This is a genomic window from Agarivorans litoreus, from assembly GCF_019649015.1.
Lineage (GTDB): Bacteria > Pseudomonadota > Gammaproteobacteria > Enterobacterales > Celerinatantimonadaceae > Agarivorans > Agarivorans litoreus.
On record NZ_BLPI01000001.1, the window covers coordinates 3839166 to 3857448 of the forward strand.

14 protein-coding genes are annotated in these 18283 nt (G+C 40.1%); all 14 read left to right on the top strand.

Features of this window, described 5'->3' with window-relative positions:
* The first annotated feature begins 105 nt into the window (after window positions 1-105).
* The 14 genes from K5L93_RS17675 to K5L93_RS17740 all read left to right on the top strand — a co-directional run bounded on the left by K5L93_RS17675 (window position 106) and on the right by K5L93_RS17740 (window position 18269).
* On the top strand, window positions 106-2805 hold the full coding sequence (locus tag K5L93_RS17675; RefSeq protein ID WP_220721007.1) for an SLBB domain-containing protein: 2700 nt from the start codon (window positions 106-108) through the stop codon (window positions 2803-2805).
* A gap of 65 nt (window positions 2806-2870) precedes the next feature.
* Window positions 2871-3851, top strand: a complete 981-nt coding sequence (locus tag K5L93_RS17680; RefSeq protein WP_220721008.1) for a Wzz/FepE/Etk N-terminal domain-containing protein — start codon at window positions 2871-2873, stop codon at window positions 3849-3851.
* 39 nt (window positions 3852-3890) lie between these two features.
* Window positions 3891-4994, top strand: coding sequence for a UDP-N-acetylglucosamine--undecaprenyl-phosphate N-acetylglucosaminephosphotransferase (gene wecA / locus K5L93_RS17685; RefSeq protein ID WP_220721009.1), 1104 nt, complete (start codon window positions 3891-3893; stop codon window positions 4992-4994).
* A gap of 17 nt (window positions 4995-5011) precedes the next feature.
* Entirely contained in the window at window positions 5012-5473 is a 462-nt protein-coding gene (locus K5L93_RS17690) for a GDP-mannose mannosyl hydrolase (RefSeq protein ID WP_220721010.1), read from the top strand.
* A gap of 76 nt (window positions 5474-5549) precedes the next feature.
* Window positions 5550-6953, top strand: a complete 1404-nt coding sequence (locus K5L93_RS17695) for a mannose-1-phosphate guanylyltransferase/mannose-6-phosphate isomerase (RefSeq protein WP_220721011.1) — start codon at window positions 5550-5552, stop codon at window positions 6951-6953.
* Window positions 6954-6968: 15 nt separating this feature from the next.
* Window positions 6969-8396, top strand: coding sequence for a phosphomannomutase (locus K5L93_RS17700; RefSeq protein WP_220721012.1), 1428 nt, complete (start codon window positions 6969-6971; stop codon window positions 8394-8396).
* 52 nt (window positions 8397-8448) lie between these two features.
* On the top strand, window positions 8449-9582 hold the full coding sequence (gene gmd, locus K5L93_RS17705; protein ID WP_220721013.1) for a GDP-mannose 4,6-dehydratase: 1134 nt from the start codon (window positions 8449-8451) through the stop codon (window positions 9580-9582).
* A 4-nt stretch (window positions 9583-9586) separates the two neighbouring features.
* Complete coding sequence (gene fcl / locus K5L93_RS17710; protein ID WP_220721014.1) at window positions 9587-10555, top strand: GDP-L-fucose synthase; 969 nt, start codon at window positions 9587-9589, stop codon at window positions 10553-10555.
* A gap of 33 nt (window positions 10556-10588) precedes the next feature.
* On the top strand, window positions 10589-11920 hold the full coding sequence (locus tag K5L93_RS17715; protein WP_220721015.1) for a flippase: 1332 nt from the start codon (window positions 10589-10591) through the stop codon (window positions 11918-11920).
* Window positions 11921-11944: 24 nt separating this feature from the next.
* Complete coding sequence (locus tag K5L93_RS17720) at window positions 11945-14272, top strand: polysaccharide pyruvyl transferase family protein (protein ID WP_220721016.1); 2328 nt, start codon at window positions 11945-11947, stop codon at window positions 14270-14272.
* A gap of 4 nt (window positions 14273-14276) precedes the next feature.
* Window positions 14277-15488 carry a glycosyltransferase gene (locus tag K5L93_RS17725; protein ID WP_220721017.1) on the top strand — a complete coding sequence of 404 codons (1212 nt, stop codon included), beginning with the start codon at window positions 14277-14279 and terminating at the stop codon, window positions 15486-15488.
* On the top strand, window positions 15481-16218 hold the full coding sequence (locus tag K5L93_RS17730) for a glycosyltransferase (RefSeq protein ID WP_220721018.1): 738 nt from the start codon (window positions 15481-15483) through the stop codon (window positions 16216-16218). Before K5L93_RS17725 ends, K5L93_RS17730 begins: the two co-directional genes overlap by 8 nt.
* Window positions 16191-17012 (top strand): glycosyltransferase family protein, encoded by an 822-nt coding sequence (locus tag K5L93_RS17735; RefSeq protein ID WP_220721019.1) that lies wholly within the window; start codon window positions 16191-16193, stop codon window positions 17010-17012. The genes K5L93_RS17730 and K5L93_RS17735 overlap by 28 nt, the downstream gene beginning before the upstream one ends.
* On the top strand, window positions 17013-18269 hold the full coding sequence (locus K5L93_RS17740; RefSeq protein WP_220721020.1) for a hypothetical protein: 1257 nt from the start codon (window positions 17013-17015) through the stop codon (window positions 18267-18269).
* Window positions 18270-18283 lie beyond the last annotated feature (14 nt).

An 18283-nucleotide genomic window follows, 5' to 3' on the forward strand; every position in this document is an offset into this window, starting at 1 on the left:
GCTGGTGAGTTTACGCAGATAACAAAAATGAAGTACTATCGTGCTTGTTATTAATTGCTTTATTACTGACTAACTTTGTTGTTCGAAAAAAGAGAAGAATACAGAATGAAATTTGGACTTAAAAGTCTCATTGTGGTTTGGATACTAGCCTTATCCAATTACGCGTTAGCCATGAACCTTAGCCCAGATCAAATTCAACAGCTAAAAAGCCTACCTGCTGATCAACAAGCGGCACTTGCTAAACAGTATGGTGTTGATATATCCAAATTTTCTCAATCTGGTAGTGCCCAAACTCCAAGCTCTCAAGAGGCAGCCCCTCAGCTACCGCAAAAACGAGATGTTGAGGCGGGTACACAAGCACTAGCAAACAAAAACAGCGCAGGTGAAACCACCAAATTACAACGCTTTGGTCTAGATGTATTTGCTACCCAACCTACTACTTTTGCCCCTCTTAGCAACATTCCGGTTACTGATAATTATCGATTAGGCCCAGGCGACACGCTAAACGTACAGTTATTTGGTAAAGAAAATGGCAACTTCGAATTTAAAGTTAATCGCCATGGCAGCATCAGCTTCCCAGAATTGGGGCCGGTTAATGTATCCGGCCTAACGTTTAACCAAGTTAGAGAACTGATTACCCAACAAATACAAGAAAAGAAAATAGGAGTACGCAGCAATATCACTATGGGTGAGCTTCGTACCGTAGAGGTATTTGTGCTAGGAGACGCCTTTCAACCAGGCAAATATTTGGTTAGCTCTTTATCTACAATCACTCATGCCCTATATGCAAGTGGTGGGGTAAATCAACAAGGTAGCTTGCGAGATATCCGCTTGTTACGTGATGGTCAATTAGTAAGTCGTTTCGATTTGTATGATTTGCTGTTAAGTGGAGATACCAGCAACGACCTACAGTTACGCAGCGGCGATGTTGTTTTTGTTGGCCCTCTTGGTGACACAGTAAGTGTTGACGGAGAGGTGGTTCGCCCGGCCATTTATGAAATTAATGGTGAAGAATCTATAGCGGGTTTAATTAGCACCGCAGGTGGGTATACAACCAAGGCTTTTAAAAAATCGGCAAGGCTAGAGCGTATTACTAACGAAGGCTTAATTGATTTAGTTACTTTAGATCTTAAATCTAAGAATGATCTAAAGAAAAAGCTGCGTAATGGTGATTTCTTAACCATAGAGCAAGTGGATAAACGCTCACCTAATTACGTATCGTTAAAAGGTAATGTAGCCAGAGAAGGTAGGTACCAATGGCGTAAAGGCCTGCGAGTTTCAGACATATTGCCAAACCTTCAACGCAGCTTAAACAATAGTAGTGATCTAAATTATAGCTTGGTGATACGTAAGAGTGGCGATCGTACTATTTCTGTTCTGCAGATAAACTTAGAGCAAGCGATCACAGAAAAACACTCAGCCGACAATATCTTGCTTAAGCCAGAAGATGAAATTTTGGTGTTCACGAAGTATGACTTGGAACTGTTTAGCGAAGCATTTCAAATTGGTTCTAAAGAGAAAGACTTACTTAGTGCCGATGCGGCCGCTTTAAACTCAAGATTAGAGAATGCAGAGCATTTGGCTAATCAAACCATTGGTAAATCTGAAGATGGTATTAACACTCAAGCTAATTCAAACGCTCAAGAATTTAGTGAAGAAGACCTAAAGCGCATTGCCAAAATTGCCGACATATCTGAAGGTGAAGTTAAAAAAGTTCTTGCGTCTACACGAGAGAAACTACTTGCGCCTATTCTTATCATGCTGCAAGAGCAATCTAACGCAGGTTTAGAGCTAAATGTTGTTGAAATATTCGGCGAAGTTAAGTTTCCTGGTATTTACCCAATTACTAACAGAAATACAGTAAAAGACTTAATTGACGCAGCAGGGGGCCTTAAAGACGGAGCCTACGCACTGCATAGTGAACTAACGCGAACAGTGGTTCGGGATGCAAGTGCAGATGTTACCTTGCTACGCCTAGACTTAAACGATGTAATGCAAGGAAGTTCTGACCAAAACTTGGTTTTGCAAGCCAGAGATAGGCTTAATGTTCTGGCTATTCCAAACTTACGCAAGCAACGCACCGTAAGTTTGCAAGGTGAGGTAAGATTCCCAGGTACTTATGTTATTAAGCGTGGCGAAACCCTAGGCGACTTAATAATTAGAGCGGGTGGTTTAACAGAATACGCCCATCAAGATGGAGCGGTATTTACCCGAGAAGCGCTACGTGTGCGCGAGCAAATGCAAATAGACGCCTACGCAGAAAGCATTCGCCAGGAAGTGGCTAAAAAGAGCCTTCGTCAAACAGGTCCTGGTAGCTTTTCTTCTACTTCAAGCCCTTCGGAACAATTAGATTTAATCCAAGAAATGAGCAGCACCAAGGCATTAGGCCGTATGGTGGTAGATCTTCCTTCAATCTTGTTGGCTGATTCTTCAAAAGACTTCATGCTCGAAGATCAAGATATGCTTTATGTTCCCCAATACCGAAATACGGTAACAATTATGGGCGAGGTGCAGTTAGCTACCTCATATTTACTTGACGAACAATATAGCTTTAAAGACTACATTAATTTTGCCGGTGGCGCTAAAAAGCAAGCCGACGAAGACCGAGTGTTTGTAGTGCGAGCTAATGGTTCGGTATATAAACCAGAGTCAGGTTTTTGGTTTAATAATAATAAGCAACCCCTGCAGCCAGGCGATACCATTGTTGTACCAATTGATACCGACTACCGCGATGCGCTAAGCACTTGGACGGCGGCAACTCAAATTATGTATCAAATTGGTGTTGCTGTTAATGCCATTAAATAAGTAGCCAACTAAGCATGAAGCCTAGTTTACCTATAGTGTTAGTTTTAAAGAATAAATAGAAACTTATGACTCAACAAGTTCAGCAACATCCAGCGTATCCGCCAGCGTATTTTGAGCCCAACTCAGAAGACGAAATTGATCTTAGGGAGCTGTTCGCAGTTATTTGGCGTGGCAAGTGGTTAATTGTTGCCTGTACCGCCGTGTTTGCCATTGGTGCGGTGATATTTGCAATAAATCAGCCTAATATCTATCGAGCAAATGCTTTGTTAGCCGCATCTAATCAAGAGAGTAACAAACTTAGCGGTATGGCCTCTCAATTTGGTGGTTTAGCCTCACTCGCGGGTATTAACCTCAATGCTGGTGGTGGAACCGATCAAACAACCTTAGCGATTGAGGTGTTAAAGTCTCGACAGTTTTTCGGCGACTTTTTGGATAAGTATCAAATAAAAGCCGATTTAATGGCTGCTAAAGAATGGAATGCAATCACTGGGGAGCTAAGTTACGACCCAGAAGTTTATGATGAGCATAACCAGCAATGGACTCGCGAAGTAAAAGCACCTAAACAACCAGAGCCCTCTATGCAAGAGAGCCACGAGGTGTTTAAAAAACAAGTATTAAGCGTAGCTACCGATAAAGAAACTGGCTTAATCACCATTGCTGCAGAGCATTTATCACCAATAGTGGCACAGCAGTGGGTGACTTGGTTAATCAAAGACATTAACCAAGTTATGCAACAGCGAACTCAACAAGAGACTTTGGCAAATATTAACTACTTAAACGAGCAGTTAGACAAAACCTCGGTAGCGCAAATGCAAACGGTGTTTTACCAACTCATAGAAGAACAAACCAAAACCTTAATGCTAGCAGAAGCTAACGACGATTTTGTATTCAAAGTAGTAGACCCAGCTGTTGTGGCAGAACAAAAAGTAAAACCTAAGCGTGCATTAATTTGCGTATTAGGTACCTTACTTGGTGGCATGTTAGGCGTAATGATGGTGCTTATTCGCCATTTTGCTGGTGCAGATAAAGAGGCAGATAATGCTTAGCAACAAACAGTTACAACAGAACGTAAATTGGTGGCAAGCATGAGTGTATTTGTAATCTCTCTGCTAGTAGCATTTTTAGGTACCTATACCGCCATTAAAATCTTAAAGCCAATTGCCATTAAGCACGAGTTGGTGGACAAACCCAACGAGCGAAAGCTACACGTGGGCGCAATACCGCTAATTGGTGGCATTGCCGTATACATAGGCTTTGTATTGTCTTTGTTGGTTATAGCTCAAGGCTACGACATCTCATTTAAGTACTTTTTACTGGCCTCTGGCGGCATATTGTTAGTAGGTATGCTAGACGACAAATACGACCTTAGTGTTCGTTTGCGCATGTTCTGCCAAATAGTAGCGGCCAGCGTAATGATGTTTGCAAGCGGAGACCGTATAGAAAACTTAGGCAACTTATTGGTAATGGGCGATATTCACCTAGGCTGGGCAGCCGTTCCCTTTACCTATTTGGCCATTATGGGCGCCATTAATGCCTACAACATGGTAGACGGTATAGATGGCCTTGTGGGCGGGGTTACCTTTACCAGTATGTTGTCTTTATCACTGCTGTTTATACTAGAAGGCTTTGTGCTGGAATCTTGGATAGCACTTTGCCTAGTAGTAGCGCTTATTCCTTACCTTATTTTTAACTTAACCAGAGCCGACAACCCCAAACGCAGCAAAATATTTATGGGTGACGCGGGCTCAATGTTTGTAGGCTTAAGCGTGGTGTGGTTACTAGCTATAGGCTCGCAAGGCGAAGCCCCAGCATTTAAACCGGTAACAGCCTTATGGGTTATTGCTATACCGCTAATGGATATGGCAGGGGTAATGATTAGGCGTAAGCGCAAAGGGCAATCACCTTTTAAACCAGACCGCGACCACTTACACCATATATTTATGCGCGCAGGCTTTACATCACGGCAAACGCTAATTTGTATAACCTTACTCAGTTTTTGTATCTCAATGGTTGGGGTGTTGCTTAACTGTTTAAGTGCGCCAGATTGGTTGTCATTCGGTTTGTTTTTAGTGGTGTTTAGCGGGTATTTAATGGCGTTAAAACATATATGGCGTTTGTTAAAAGCATTTAGAAAACTCAATGCATTTAGAAGAATGAGACGCTTAAACCGCTTACGGGTGTCTAGCTAACAAAGTTATTGGCAAGCATGCTTGAATTAGAAACATTTAAAACCGTTGTTAAACATACACCTTTGGTGTCGATAGACCTTATTGTACGTAATAGCCGTGGTCAAGTTTTGTTAGGTAAGCGGAAAAACCGCCCCGCTAAAGATTATTGGTTTGTTCCTGGGGGGCGAATACTAAAAGACGAATCCTTTGCTAATGCTTTCTCTCGTTTAATTAAGCAAGAGTTAGGGCTGGACCAAGCTGATCATGTATTTAAAGGTATATATCAGCACTTCTATGAAGATAACTTTTCCATTGAGGACTTTAGTACTCATTACGTGGTGTTGGCTTATGAACTCAGTAGTAGTGATGGGCTGAGCAATCTGCCAGAAGAACAGCATGCCGAATATCGCTGGTTCGACGAAAGCGAACTATTAGCCAGTTCAAGTGTGCATGAACACTGTAAGTGGTATTTTCAAGAGCGTAAGCAAGCTGATATTTAATTCGTATAACGTTAAGAGCTGCTTAAAAAAGATGTATACGTCAGTAAAGTAAGAAAATTTTAAGGTTTTTAGATTAATGATTACTCCCGTTATTATGGCCGGTGGCAGTGGCTCACGTTTGTGGCCGCTTAGTCGTTCGTTGTATCCAAAACAGTTTTTGTCGCTAACATCTGAATATAGTATGTTGCAAGAAACGATAAAGCGGCTGGACGGTGTTAATACCAATAAGCCTTTGGTTATTTGTAATGAAGAACACCGCTTTGTAGTAGCCGAACAGTTAAGATTGTTGAACCAAGCAGTATCTATCTTACTAGAGCCCGTTGGTCGAAATACTGCTCCAGCAGTGGCTATTGCCGCAGAGGCAGCAAAGGGCGAGGACGACCCGTTGTTATTGGTGTTGGCTGCAGATCATGTTATTCAAGACGCTGGTGTGTTTCGAGAATCACTAAACAAAGCTATTCCCTTAGCGCAAGAGGGGAAGTTAGTCACCTTTGGCATTGTGCCAAATCAAGCCCACACGGGTTATGGTTATATACAACGTGGAGAGGCTATAGCTGGTAGTAACGGTTTTGTGGTTGAGAAATTTGTTGAAAAGCCAGACGCAGAAACAGCCACTGGGTATGTAAATAGCGGTGAGTTTTACTGGAACAGTGGCATGTTTCTATTTAAGGCTAGTCGTTATTTGCAAGAGCTCGAATCGTTTAGGCCCGATATTGCCTCAGCATGTTCGCTTGCAATGGAGAAAACCTCTTTAGATCTTGATTTTATTCGCGTTGATAAGGCAGCGTTTACAAAGTGCCCAGACGAATCCATTGATTACGCAGTAATGGAACATACCAAAGATGCAGTAGTTGTTCCTTTAGACGCAGGCTGGAATGATATTGGCGCTTGGTCCGCACTTTGGGAAGTTAATACTAAAGACGAAAATGGCAATACTAGCCTGGGTGACAATATATTACAAAGTACTAAAAATTGTTTGGTGCATGGCGGCGAACGCTTAATTGCCACCGTAGGGCTGGAAAATACCGTAATAGTAGACACTAAAGATGCCCTACTAGTGGCAGATAAAGCCCATGTTCAAGAAGTAAAAGCCATTGTAGAAAAGCTTAAGGCAGAGGGACGAAGCGAATATGAAAATCATCGCGAAGTTTACCGACCTTGGGGCAAATATGATTCTATCGGTATGGGCGCAAGAGACCAAGTTAAACGTATTACCGTAAAACCCGGCGGCAAATTGTCGATTCAAAAACATCATCACCGTGCAGAGCACTGGATTGTAGTATCGGGTACCGCCAGCGTATTACGTGGCGAAGAGACTCACTTAATAACCGAGAACGAATCTATCTATATACCTTTAGGCACTATTCACGCCTTAGAAAATCCCGGGAAGATCCCGTTAGAAATGATCGAAGTGCAAACCGGTAGTTACCTTGGCGAAGATGACATTGTTCGATATGAAGATAAATACGGCCGAGTATAAGGAGCGAACAGGTTAATGGTAAGTAATTTAAATAGTTGCGAGGTTATTAAAGACAGCGGTGTTGCTTTTGGTACCAGTGGTGCCAGAGGCCTAGTAACCCAGTTTACGCCAGATGTATGTGCTGCGTTTAGCCATGCGTTTATTGAGAGTATGCGTGCTAATTTTACTTTTGATACCGTTGCAATAGCGATTGATAATCGGCCAAGTAGTTATTCAATGGCGCAAGCCTGCGTCGCCGCACTTAAACAGCAAGGCTTAAAGGTTATTTACTACGGAGTGGTACCTACACCAGCCTTAGCTTATGTAGCACAATTGGATAATATGCCCGCAATAATGGTTACGGGTAGCCATATTCCTTTTGATAGAAACGGCTTAAAGTTTTACCGCCCAGATGGCGAGATATCAAAAACTGACGAGCAGAGCATTATAAATGCAACTGTCGGTTTTACAGCTGTTGGCGGTTTACCAGAACTTGAGGTAAATAAGCGCGCGGCAGAAGAGTATATAAATCGCTATACCAGTTTATTCAACACTCCATTTTTAACGGGTAAGAAGGTTGGTATTTACGAGCACTCTAGCGCGGGGAGAGATTTGTATTACCGCATTTTTGAAGCCTTGGGTGCAGAAGTAATAGCGATAGAGCGTAGTAATAGTTTTGTGCCTATAGATACCGAAGCAGTATCAGAAGAAGACAAGCGCAAAGCGAGAGCTTGGGTTAAGCAATATAATTTAGATTTAGTGTTTTCTACCGATGGTGATGGTGATAGGCCGCTTGTATCAGATGAAAACGGCGAATGGCTACGCGGCGATATCTTAGGCCTGCTTTGTGCTGATGCGCTTAATATTAGTGCTTTGGCTGTTCCGGTTAGTTGTAACACTGCTATTGAGCTAAGTAATAAGTTTGAATTGGTAAAACGCACTAAAATTGGCTCTCCGTATGTTATCGCCGAGTTCGCGGCCTTGAACAATGAATACACATCAGTAGCTGGCTTTGAAGCCAATGGTGGCTTTTTGCTCGGTAGTGATATCAGCGTTAACGGGAAAGAGTTAAGAGCTTTACCCACCAGAGATGCCGTGTTACCGGCTCTTATGTTGTTAGTGGCTGCGCAGCGCTCAAAAATTAGTAAGCTAGTTGAAGAGTTACCACAGCGCTTTACTGCCAGTAATCGGATCCAAAATTTTGCGACGGAAAAAAGCCAACAAATCGTCGCTGCCGGTACTAAAGACCCACAATGGTTAATGCAAAGCTTAGGTTTTGGAGATTTGGCTATTGTATCTGTGGATACCACTGATGGCTTGAGAGTTGGGCTGGAAAAACAACAGTTTGTACACTTGCGACCATCGGGTAATGCACCAGAATTACGCTGTTATGCAGAAGCAAAGACAGTTGAGCAGGCAATAGCAAGCGTTGAAAAAAGTTTAACGAATATTAGGTCACTGTAAACCTAATACTTGAACGTTTAATAAAATTGAATTAAAGAATTGGAATACAGTAATGTCAAAAAATAAAGTGGCTTTAATCACAGGTGTGACTGGCCAAGACGGCTCTTATCTTGCAGAATTATTATTGGAAAAAGGTTATGAAGTACATGGTATTAAGCGCCGGGCGTCTTCATTAAATACAGAGCGCGTTGATCATATCTATCAAGATGTGCATGAAACTAACCCAAAGTTCTTTTTGCACTACGGTGATTTAACCGATTCGTCTAACTTAACCCGCATCATTAAAGATGTTCAGCCCGACGAAGTTTATAATCTTGCTGCACAATCACATGTAGCTGTGTCTTTTGAGTGTCCTGAGTATACTGCCGACGTAGATGCCATGGGGACTTTACGCCTGTTAGAAGCGATCCGCTTTTTAGGTTTGGAAAAGAAAACTAAGTTTTATCAAGCATCTACTTCAGAGCTTTATGGTGAAGTGCAAGAGATTCCGCAAAAGGAAACCACTCCGTTTCACCCTCGCTCACCTTACGCAGTAGCCAAAATGTACGCTTATTGGATTGTAGTGAACTACCGTGAGTCATACGGGATGTATGCCTGTAATGGTATTTTATTTAACCACGAATCCCCACGCCGTGGTGAAACCTTTGTAACGCGCAAGATTACCCGCGCTATCGCTAATATTTCGCAAGGCTTAGAGCAGTGCTTATACCTAGGAAATATGGACGCGTTGCGCGATTGGGGCCACGCAAAAGACTACGTGCGTATGCAGTGGATGATGCTACAACAAGAGCAAGCAGATGACTTTGTAATTGCCACCGGCAAGCAAATTAGCGTGCGTGAATTTGTTAAGCTGGCTGCTAAAGAAGCAGGTATAGAGCTTGAGTTTTCTGGTGAAGGGGTTGATGAAATAGCCACTGTGACTGCTATCACCGGTGACAATGCACCAGCACTTAAAGAAGGTGATGTAATTGTTAAGGTTGACCCGCGTTATTTCCGCCCTGCAGAAGTAGAAACACTGTTAGGTGACCCAAGCAAAGCAAAAGCTAAGTTGGGCTGGGAGCCGCAGATTACAGTAGAAGAGATGTGTGCAGAAATGGTACAGCACGATTTGAGCAAAGCTAAGCAACACGCTCTGTTAAAGGCTCACGGGCATAGTGTAGCCATTGCCGTAGAAAACCAAGGGTAGTTACATGGAGCTAAATAGTAGAATTTATGTTGCCGGGCACCGTGGTATGGTGGGTTCAGCGATTGTACGCCAGTTAGAGGCAAGTGGTTATAGCAATATAATTACCCGCACTCGTGACGAACTGGACCTAACTAACCAGCAGGCGGTGTTTGAGTTTTTCAAAACTGAGAACATTGACCAAGTATATTTGGCTGCAGCAAAAGTGGGGGGAATTGTGGCAAACAATACCTATCCCGCCGATTTCATTTATGAAAACTTAATGATTCAGTGCAATATTATTCATGCTGCGCATTTAGCGAATGTACAAAAACTACTGTTCTTAGGTTCTTCATGTATTTATCCTAAATTGGCTCCACAACCTATGGAAGAGGCAGCACTTTTAACGGGTTATTTGGAGCCGACTAACGAGCCTTATGCGATTGCAAAAATTGCAGGAATCAAACTTTGCGAGAGCTACAATCGCCAATATGGCCGTGACTACCGAAGCGTAATGCCGACTAATTTGTATGGCCCCAATGACAATTTCCATCCTGAAAATAGCCATGTTATTCCGGCATTAATTCGCCGTTTTCATGAAGCTAAGTTAAACGGAGATAAAGAAGTAGTGGCTTGGGGAAGCGGTAAGCCAATGCGCGAGTTTTTGTATGTTGATGACATGGCAGATGCCTCTATCTACGTTATGAATTTATCTTGCGAAGAATACAAAGCGAACACTGAGCCTATGTTAAGTCACATTAACGTGGGTACTGGTATCGACTGCACAATTAAAGAATTAGTCGAAACAGTAGCAGAAATTGTTGGTTTTAAAGGGGATATTAAATTTGATGCTTCAAAACCAGACGGAGCACCAAGAAAGTTAATGGACGTCACGCGATTGGAAAGTTTAGGTTGGCAGTACTCAAATAACCTCAATAAGGGATTGAAGGCTTCTTATAATTGGTTTTTGGAAAACGAAAACTGTTTCAGAAAATGAAAAGTGTTCTTATTGTAGTCTTGAGATGATAGTTTGATAAAAATAAGTTTTTTTAATAGTAAAGTCATAGCCAGCTCATTTTGGATGGTGATAGAAAAACTATCAAAATTGATTGTGGGGGTATTTGTTAGTGGATTAATTGCAAGGCACTTAGCGCCTCAAGGTTTTGGTCAACTAAATTATGCCCTTGCTTTGCTTTCTATTGCTATAACATTTTCTAGCCTAGGGCTGAATAGAGTAGCTGTCAGGTATTTTGTAGAACGGCTTTCATTTCCAGAAAGAAGATTGGCTGGTCTCAGGACTGTGTTTGGAATGAGGCTAATCGCCTCTGTAAGTAGTTTTATATTAATTTTTTTTATTGTTGCTTTTTGTTTTGATGATAGTGTTGTTTTTTATACTATTATCTTCTTTTCTTTGGTGTTTACTCCTTTTGATGTAGTTGATTTACATCAGCAAGCATTGTCTGATTTAAAGTATATTAGTGTCCTTCGCTTCACTGCGATGTTGGTTTCAGCAGCCTTTAAAATATTTTTGGTGATAAGCGAGCAACCTTTAATATATTTTTCCGTGGCCGTCTTAGTTGAATATATACTAGTTGCATTGATGTTGTTTTCTTATTTTAGTCTAAAGCATTCAAGTTCAATGTTTAAATTTGAGGGTTTATCTTTAAAAAGAGCGAAAGTGTTTTTGTTAGAAAGCTGGCCTGAAATTTTAGCTGGATTAGGCGCTATATTGTTTATGCGCTTGGATCAGGTCATGCTTAAGTTTATGTTGGGCGCAGAAAGTGTTGGAGTTTACTCTGCAGCTGTTCGTTTATCGGAAGCTTGGTATTTTTTGCCTACCGCATTCGTCGCTGCTAGCTTTCCTTTTATTATAAAAGGAAAATCCTTTAGCCGAGAATGTTATTTGGACAGGCTAAGGTTACTGCTAACAGTACTAATTTTTATTTCTGTCTTAGCTGCTTTTGTGGTTTCAGTTTTATCTGACTGGGTTATTCATTTAATTTATGGTGACCAATACTACGATAGCGCAGTCATCCTTCTCATCCATTGTTGGTCTGGGTTGTTTGTTTGCATGGGTATTGGCTCAGGCTCTGCATTGGCTGCGGAAAAAAAATTGAAATGGAACCTATACCGCAACCTCTTCGGCCTGTTAGTTAATGTTGCGCTTAATGTGGTGCTAATTGATAAATTTGGTACTGTTGGAGCAGCAGTCGCAACCTTAATCTCTTTGGCTTGTGCGTTTTGGCTTTTTGATTTTTTATTTTCTCCTTTAAGGTATATGTTTTTATTGAAACTTAAAGCTTTTAATTTTTTCTACTTCTTTAATGCTCATCAGCTGAAAAGAGTAGTTAACGGTTTTTAATTTAATTATTCAAAAGATAACAAGATGAATTTTAGTTCAGTTTTTTCACAAGTTAAGTTACTCGCGAAATCTCGACCATTGCCGTTGGAAAAGCCTACAGTGATTCAGTTTCCAGTAATTGATACATGTAACTCTAAGTGTCAGATGTGTCGAATATGGGAAAATAAAAAGAGTCAAGATATCACTATTTCACAGCTAAAAATGGGACTGGAAAGCCCACTCTTCAGTGAAGTTATGGGGATCGGATTTAATGGTGGTGAACCTACATTGCGCGCAGATTTGCCCGAGTTAGTGGATACAGTAGTTACAAGTTTACCTAAATTGAACTCAGTATCATTAATAACTAATGCATACAAGTATTTGCAAGTTATTGAGCAAATTGAAGCTGTAGCCAAGATTGTTAAATCCAAGGGTTTGCATTTTGATCTTATGGTTTCGCTAGATGGCTATGGAGACGTTCACGATAAAGTAAGAGGGCGAAGTGGTAATTTCGAAAATGCAAAAAAGGTTCTAGAGTTCGCAAAAGATAACCCGTTGATCGATAACCTTAGAATTGGCTGCACTGTAATTAGAGAAAACGTATTAAAGTTACCAGATTTGCTTGAATATTGTATTGAAAATAATCTCTATGTTAAGTATCGCTTAGGTGTACCTCACCAGAGACTATATACTGAAAACTTACTAGACCCTTATGCGCTATCGTTTGAAGAGAAATATGAATTTGTAGAGTTTCTCGAAGGTCTAATTAAGGATTATGAAACGAGCCCTCACCAGCTATTTTTCTATCGTTCTTTAATTGAACAAATTATTCGAGATAAGCCTAGGCAAGCTGGGTGCGATTGGAAACACCGTGGCGCAACAATAACAGCGAAGGGCGAATTAGCATATTGTGCTGTTCAGAGTAAACCCCTTATGGAGAGTATCGCAAAAGGTGATCCTTTAACTGTGTTTTTTGATAACGAGGAACATTTAAAAGATATAGTAAATAACAAATGCGAAACCTGCCATCATGACTATGTTGGAATACCAGATAGAAAAACGTATCAGAAACAATTCCTCGAAAGGTTAGACCAACGTTTCGGGGTTAAGAATATAGTTAGATCTCTACCTGGGTTTTCGCTCTATTCAAAACGCAGAAGAGAAAAACACTTTATCAATTTGCTTGAACATCATAGAACAGTAGAAGCAACTGTTCATCCTAAAAGCATTAACAGTAAAACTATTCTAATTTGTGGCTGGTATGGTACAGAGACCCTAGGTGATAAAGGCATTATCGCAGGAGTAATGCATGGATTTCGTGAAATTTATGGAAGCGACGTGCAATTTGTAGTAGTGGCTCTTCATACTTATATTACCGAAATTACCCGTCGGCAAATGAAAGAGTTTAGCAACTGCCGTATTGTCACAACAGAACAAGGCGCAGCTATTGCAGGCTCGATGGATTATGTCGTATTTGGTGGTGGTCCTTTAATGGGGATTGACGAGCTTGCACCTATGCAGGCGATATTTGAGCGTGCAAAAGCGGTTGGGGTAACAACTATTGTCGCGGGCTGTGGAGTTGGTCCTTTTGGTGAGCAATGGCACGACAACAGTTTAAAGTCTATTTTGGAACTCAGTGATAAACGTATCTACAGGGATAAGCGCTCTTTAGATTATGCGACTAGCCTAGGTGTGCATACAACTAACGACGTTGTGGCAGAAGACCCTGCATTTACTTGGTTAGCGAGTATAGAACCAACTTTAGATGTGGCATTACGAGAGAAAACGAGTAAGAAAGTCTTGTTGCTAGGTCTCCGAGATTTCCCATACCAAGAATATGCACGGCATTTGCCTGAAGCAGAAGCGTTGGCTATCAAAGATAACTATGAGAAAGTTATTATAGAAAGTCTTTCACAGTTGGTGCAAAACATCCCTGATATAGTTATACGGCCTCTGCCTATGTGTACCAATCACTTTGGCAGCGATGATCGTTGGTTTTATCGTAGAATCTTCCGCGGACATAAACAATTGAAAGATAATCTTGATTTATCGTTACTTGGCGCAGAGATGGCACCTATCGAATACTGTAAGGCATTTAAGAATGCCGATGCATTGCTGGCCATGCGTTTTCATTCATTAGTATTTGGTTTGGCTTTAGGCACTAATTCGGTTGCCTTAGATTATACGCTTGGTAAGGGCAAGGTTCGTTCGCTGGCAGAGCGTTTTGACGCAGAACTTGTATCCATGATTAATCTATCAACAGGCGAGCTTACCCGCCAAATTATGGTCGCGCTAGATAACGAAAAACCACAACCAATAAAGCTAGATAATTTAAGCTTTTCATCCAGCTTAAAACAGCTGTTGGGAGCATAAGAGATTGAAAGTACTGCACTTATGTTCTAGCGACTTAGAAGGAGGAGCGGCGAGAGCTGCCTATCGATTACACTTAGCTCAGCGAGAGGCAGGCTTAGACAGCCAGATGTTAGTTGTTGACAAAAAATCAGACGATCCATTTGTACATTGTCCAAAAGGCTTTGCTAAGCTGCGTATAAAACTGGCTGCCGCAGTCGCGCTGCAGCTATCTAAGCTGCAAAAAACCACTAACCCAATCCACCACTCTCTAAATATATTTCCAAGCGGTTTGCTTAAGGTAATTGACCAAATCTCCCCAGATGTAGTTAATCTACATTGGTTAGGAGGAGAGATGCTATCCATAAAAGAAATTGGTCAAATTAAACAAAAAACAGTTTGGACCATGCATGATATGTGGGCGTTCTGTGGCTCTGAGCACTATGAAGACAGAGAAAATGAGAAACGCTATTTGAGGCGTTATTCAAAGTCGAATCGAAATCCGATGCACAGCGGTTTCGATCTTGATGCGTTTATATTTAAGCAAAAGTTAAAACACTGGAAAAACAAAAAGTTTCATGTAGTTTGCCCAAGCAGTTGGTTAGCTGAGTGTTCGAAGCAGAGTTTTCTATTTAAAGATCAACCCACTCAAGTGATTAGTAACTGCATTGACCAAGAAGTATATAAACCGGTGGATAAGCAAGTTGCTCGTGATTTACTTGGGCTGCCACGTAACAAGCAATTGATACTGTTTGGCGCTATGTCTAGCACTAGCGACCCGCGTAAAGGATATACTTACCTAAAAGAGGCAATGCAATTACTTAAAAAGAAACATAAGGTCGACGATGTTGAGTTAGTAGTATTTGGTGCCAGTCGCGGAGATACAGAAAACGAAACAGGTATAGCGACACATTACATGGGCAGGTTGTATGACGATGTTAGTTTAGTGTTGCTTTATAACGCTGCTGACTTATTTGTAGCGCCTTCACTGCAGGATAACCTTCCTAATACTTTAGTCGAGGCCCTCGCGTGCGGTACACCATGTGTAGCATTTGATATCGGTGGAATGAAAGATCTGATCTCTAATTCTACTCATGGAGAGTTAGTCAAAGATATTACATCTGAAGCACTGAGTTGCTGTTTGAAAAATCAACTTGATAAACCAGCTGATAATATAGTTGATTTAATTTCTAGCCCTGATAAATGTATCGAAAAGTATAGAGGCAACTATAGTGTATAGCGCTCAAAGTAAACCTGTTGTTTCGGTAGTGATGGTTACATATAATTGCGTTGAAACAATAGAGAAAACTGTCACTTCAATTTGTAAAGCTAAAGAGTATTCTCCTGGCTTTTTCGAGTTTATTGTAATCGATGGTCTTTCTTCGGACGGAACCGTGTCGAAACTAGAAAAGTATTCAAGCCAAATCGACATACTTATCTCCGAGAAGGATAAAGGCATTTATAATGCGATGAATAAAGGGATCTTGAATTCTCAGGGCGCTTGGGTGTTGTTTTTAAATGATGGTGACTTATTAATTGAACCTGCTGGTCTGACTCGTCTTTTTTCTGGACGTGATCTATCGCAGTATGATTGCGTCGTATCAACCGTTCACCTATCTAATGGACAGTTGTTCAAGCCAATGATCGGATTTAAACTGAAGATAGCAAATACTATGCATCATCAAGGGTTGTTTTATAAGAGAACGGAATCTCTTTTCTTTAATGAAGGCTATAAAGTGTTTTCAGACTTCGATTTGAACCAAAAGTATGTGAAACAAGGAAAACGTTTTTTATTATTGGATAATGTTTTTACCTATCATTCATTGAATGGGGTTTCTAACCGTAATGGTGTTGAAACAGAGTTTTTCAATATCGTGAAAAAAAATCAAGGTATGATGATCTTCTTTATCTCATATTTTTATTTTAAGATTAGGGGGCTTAGGTGTCGGGTTCGAAAATTATTTTCTTAATTGTTCTATATAAACAGAAGTGTCATGAAAGCCAATCTCTAAGAACAATAGTAAAACAATCAAACGGTGAAAAAATATACGTGTGGGACAACTCACCTGAGTTTGATTGTGATTTTTCTAATTTCAAAGAGAATCTAAGTCCAGATATAGATATAGAATATCACCATAACCCTCAAAATACACCTTTAGCAACTGTATATGAAAAAATCTTAAAGTATGCTTATCAGAGAGGTTTTTCGCACGTATGTTTTATGGATCAAGATTCTGTCTTTAGTCAAACATTTGTCGGTACTTTATATTCTTGTATAACTAAATCTTCGGATAAGGTTATTGTTCCTAGGGTCAATGCACATAATGAAATGGTTAGCCCTGCATGTAATTGGAAGTGGTTAGGTTGGAAGTGTAGCTACGAACCTAAAAAAATTAGCAAATGTTTTTTTTCTGCAATTAATAGTGGCGTATGTGTACCTGTACCTCTTTTTATCAAATTAAATTTCTCATATTTGAAGGGGCTAAGGAATTACGGCACTGATGTTTATATGTTTGAGTTTATTAAGCAAAAAAAAATAGACATTGTTGTATCCGATGAGGTTATACAGCATGATTTAACATTTCATAAAAATAATTTTAATAGTGAGAAGGTTATTTCAGCATATATTGAACATATGGTGGCGATGGAGATTATTTTTTCTAGCGGATTAATGAAACCAATGTTTTGGCTTTATCGCGCAGCTCATGGTTTAAAAGTCGCTTTGATAAGGCAAAACTTAAAATTTGCTTTGTGGTGGCTCTAGGTGGCCGAGTTTTCAACGCTTAATTTCTTTCAAAATATAGGGTTTGTATTTTTTTTCTATATTTTGCTGAGAAAGCAAGTTGTGTTAATAACGGAACCTTCTGCTGTGATTTTTATCATTCTTGGTTTCTCGTTTTCTTTTGTTTGGCTTATGTATGGTTATTCAAATTATACCTTAATAATTTTTTTACATTTATTGACTTTTTTCTTGTCTATCAATTTTGGGGCCGCAATTTTACGCTTGTTTAGAATGCAATCGTTAAATAACACAATCAATAGTTTAAAATTTTGTAACAAAGGATTTGTTTTTTTCACATGGTGCTGCTTTTTTGTTGTTCTAATCGCTAATTTATATCACATCAACAAGGCTGGGATAGCAATACTTTCAGAGAGCGTTGACGAAGCTAAGACTATGGGGTTTTCTGGAGGTGGAGGGTTAGTAAGAAGAATAAATTGGTCTTTGTTATATTTCAATTTCATAAGCCTTTTTGTTTTGTACCGTTTGAAAAGGGAACGCTCATTTTTAGTTGGCTGTTTGACTCTTGCGTTGTTACTGCTTTTGTCTGGAAGTAAAGGTGCGATTATTAGCATATTGTTACTGGTGTCAGTCACTCTTGCGTCACCACGATTTTTCAAAGGGAATCGTAGGGTGTTAAACTACAAATTGATTTTTTTTGGTGGAGTTGGTATTTTATTTGCGGGGTTTATTTATTTTTTATCTAGTACGGATGTCAGTAGTGCGCTGAGTAAACTTTATCTAAGGTTTTTGTATTTTGGAGATGTCAATCTGTACTTGGCTAATTCTTATGTAAGGCTATCATTTGAAAGTTTAGATCTGTTCTCGCTATTAAACTATATATTTAATCCCTTACTCGGTTTCTTTAGGTTAGCGGATTATTACACGCCTATCGGTGTACAGTTAGTTCATACTTTTAATGCAGGCCGAGCTAGTGTGGATGGTGATTTTGGGCCAAATTTGTCGTTTTATGCTACAGCTATATTATTTTTTGGTGATTATTTCGGGTTGATTTTTTCCTCTGGTATTGGTGTGTTTTTTGGTGCAGTTAGAACTTATGCACTGCAGGTTAAAGTCAGTAGACTGTTTCGGTATTGTTTAAGTGCATATGCGTACTTTATGTTATATTCGTTAGTGTTAGATCCATTAATGTTTATTGGTAGGGTTTATGATTCAATTATACTAATAGGAACTTGTTATTTACTGTTTTTTTCAATTCGACTGGTCATGCCAAAAAAATAATTATGGGTTTTGTT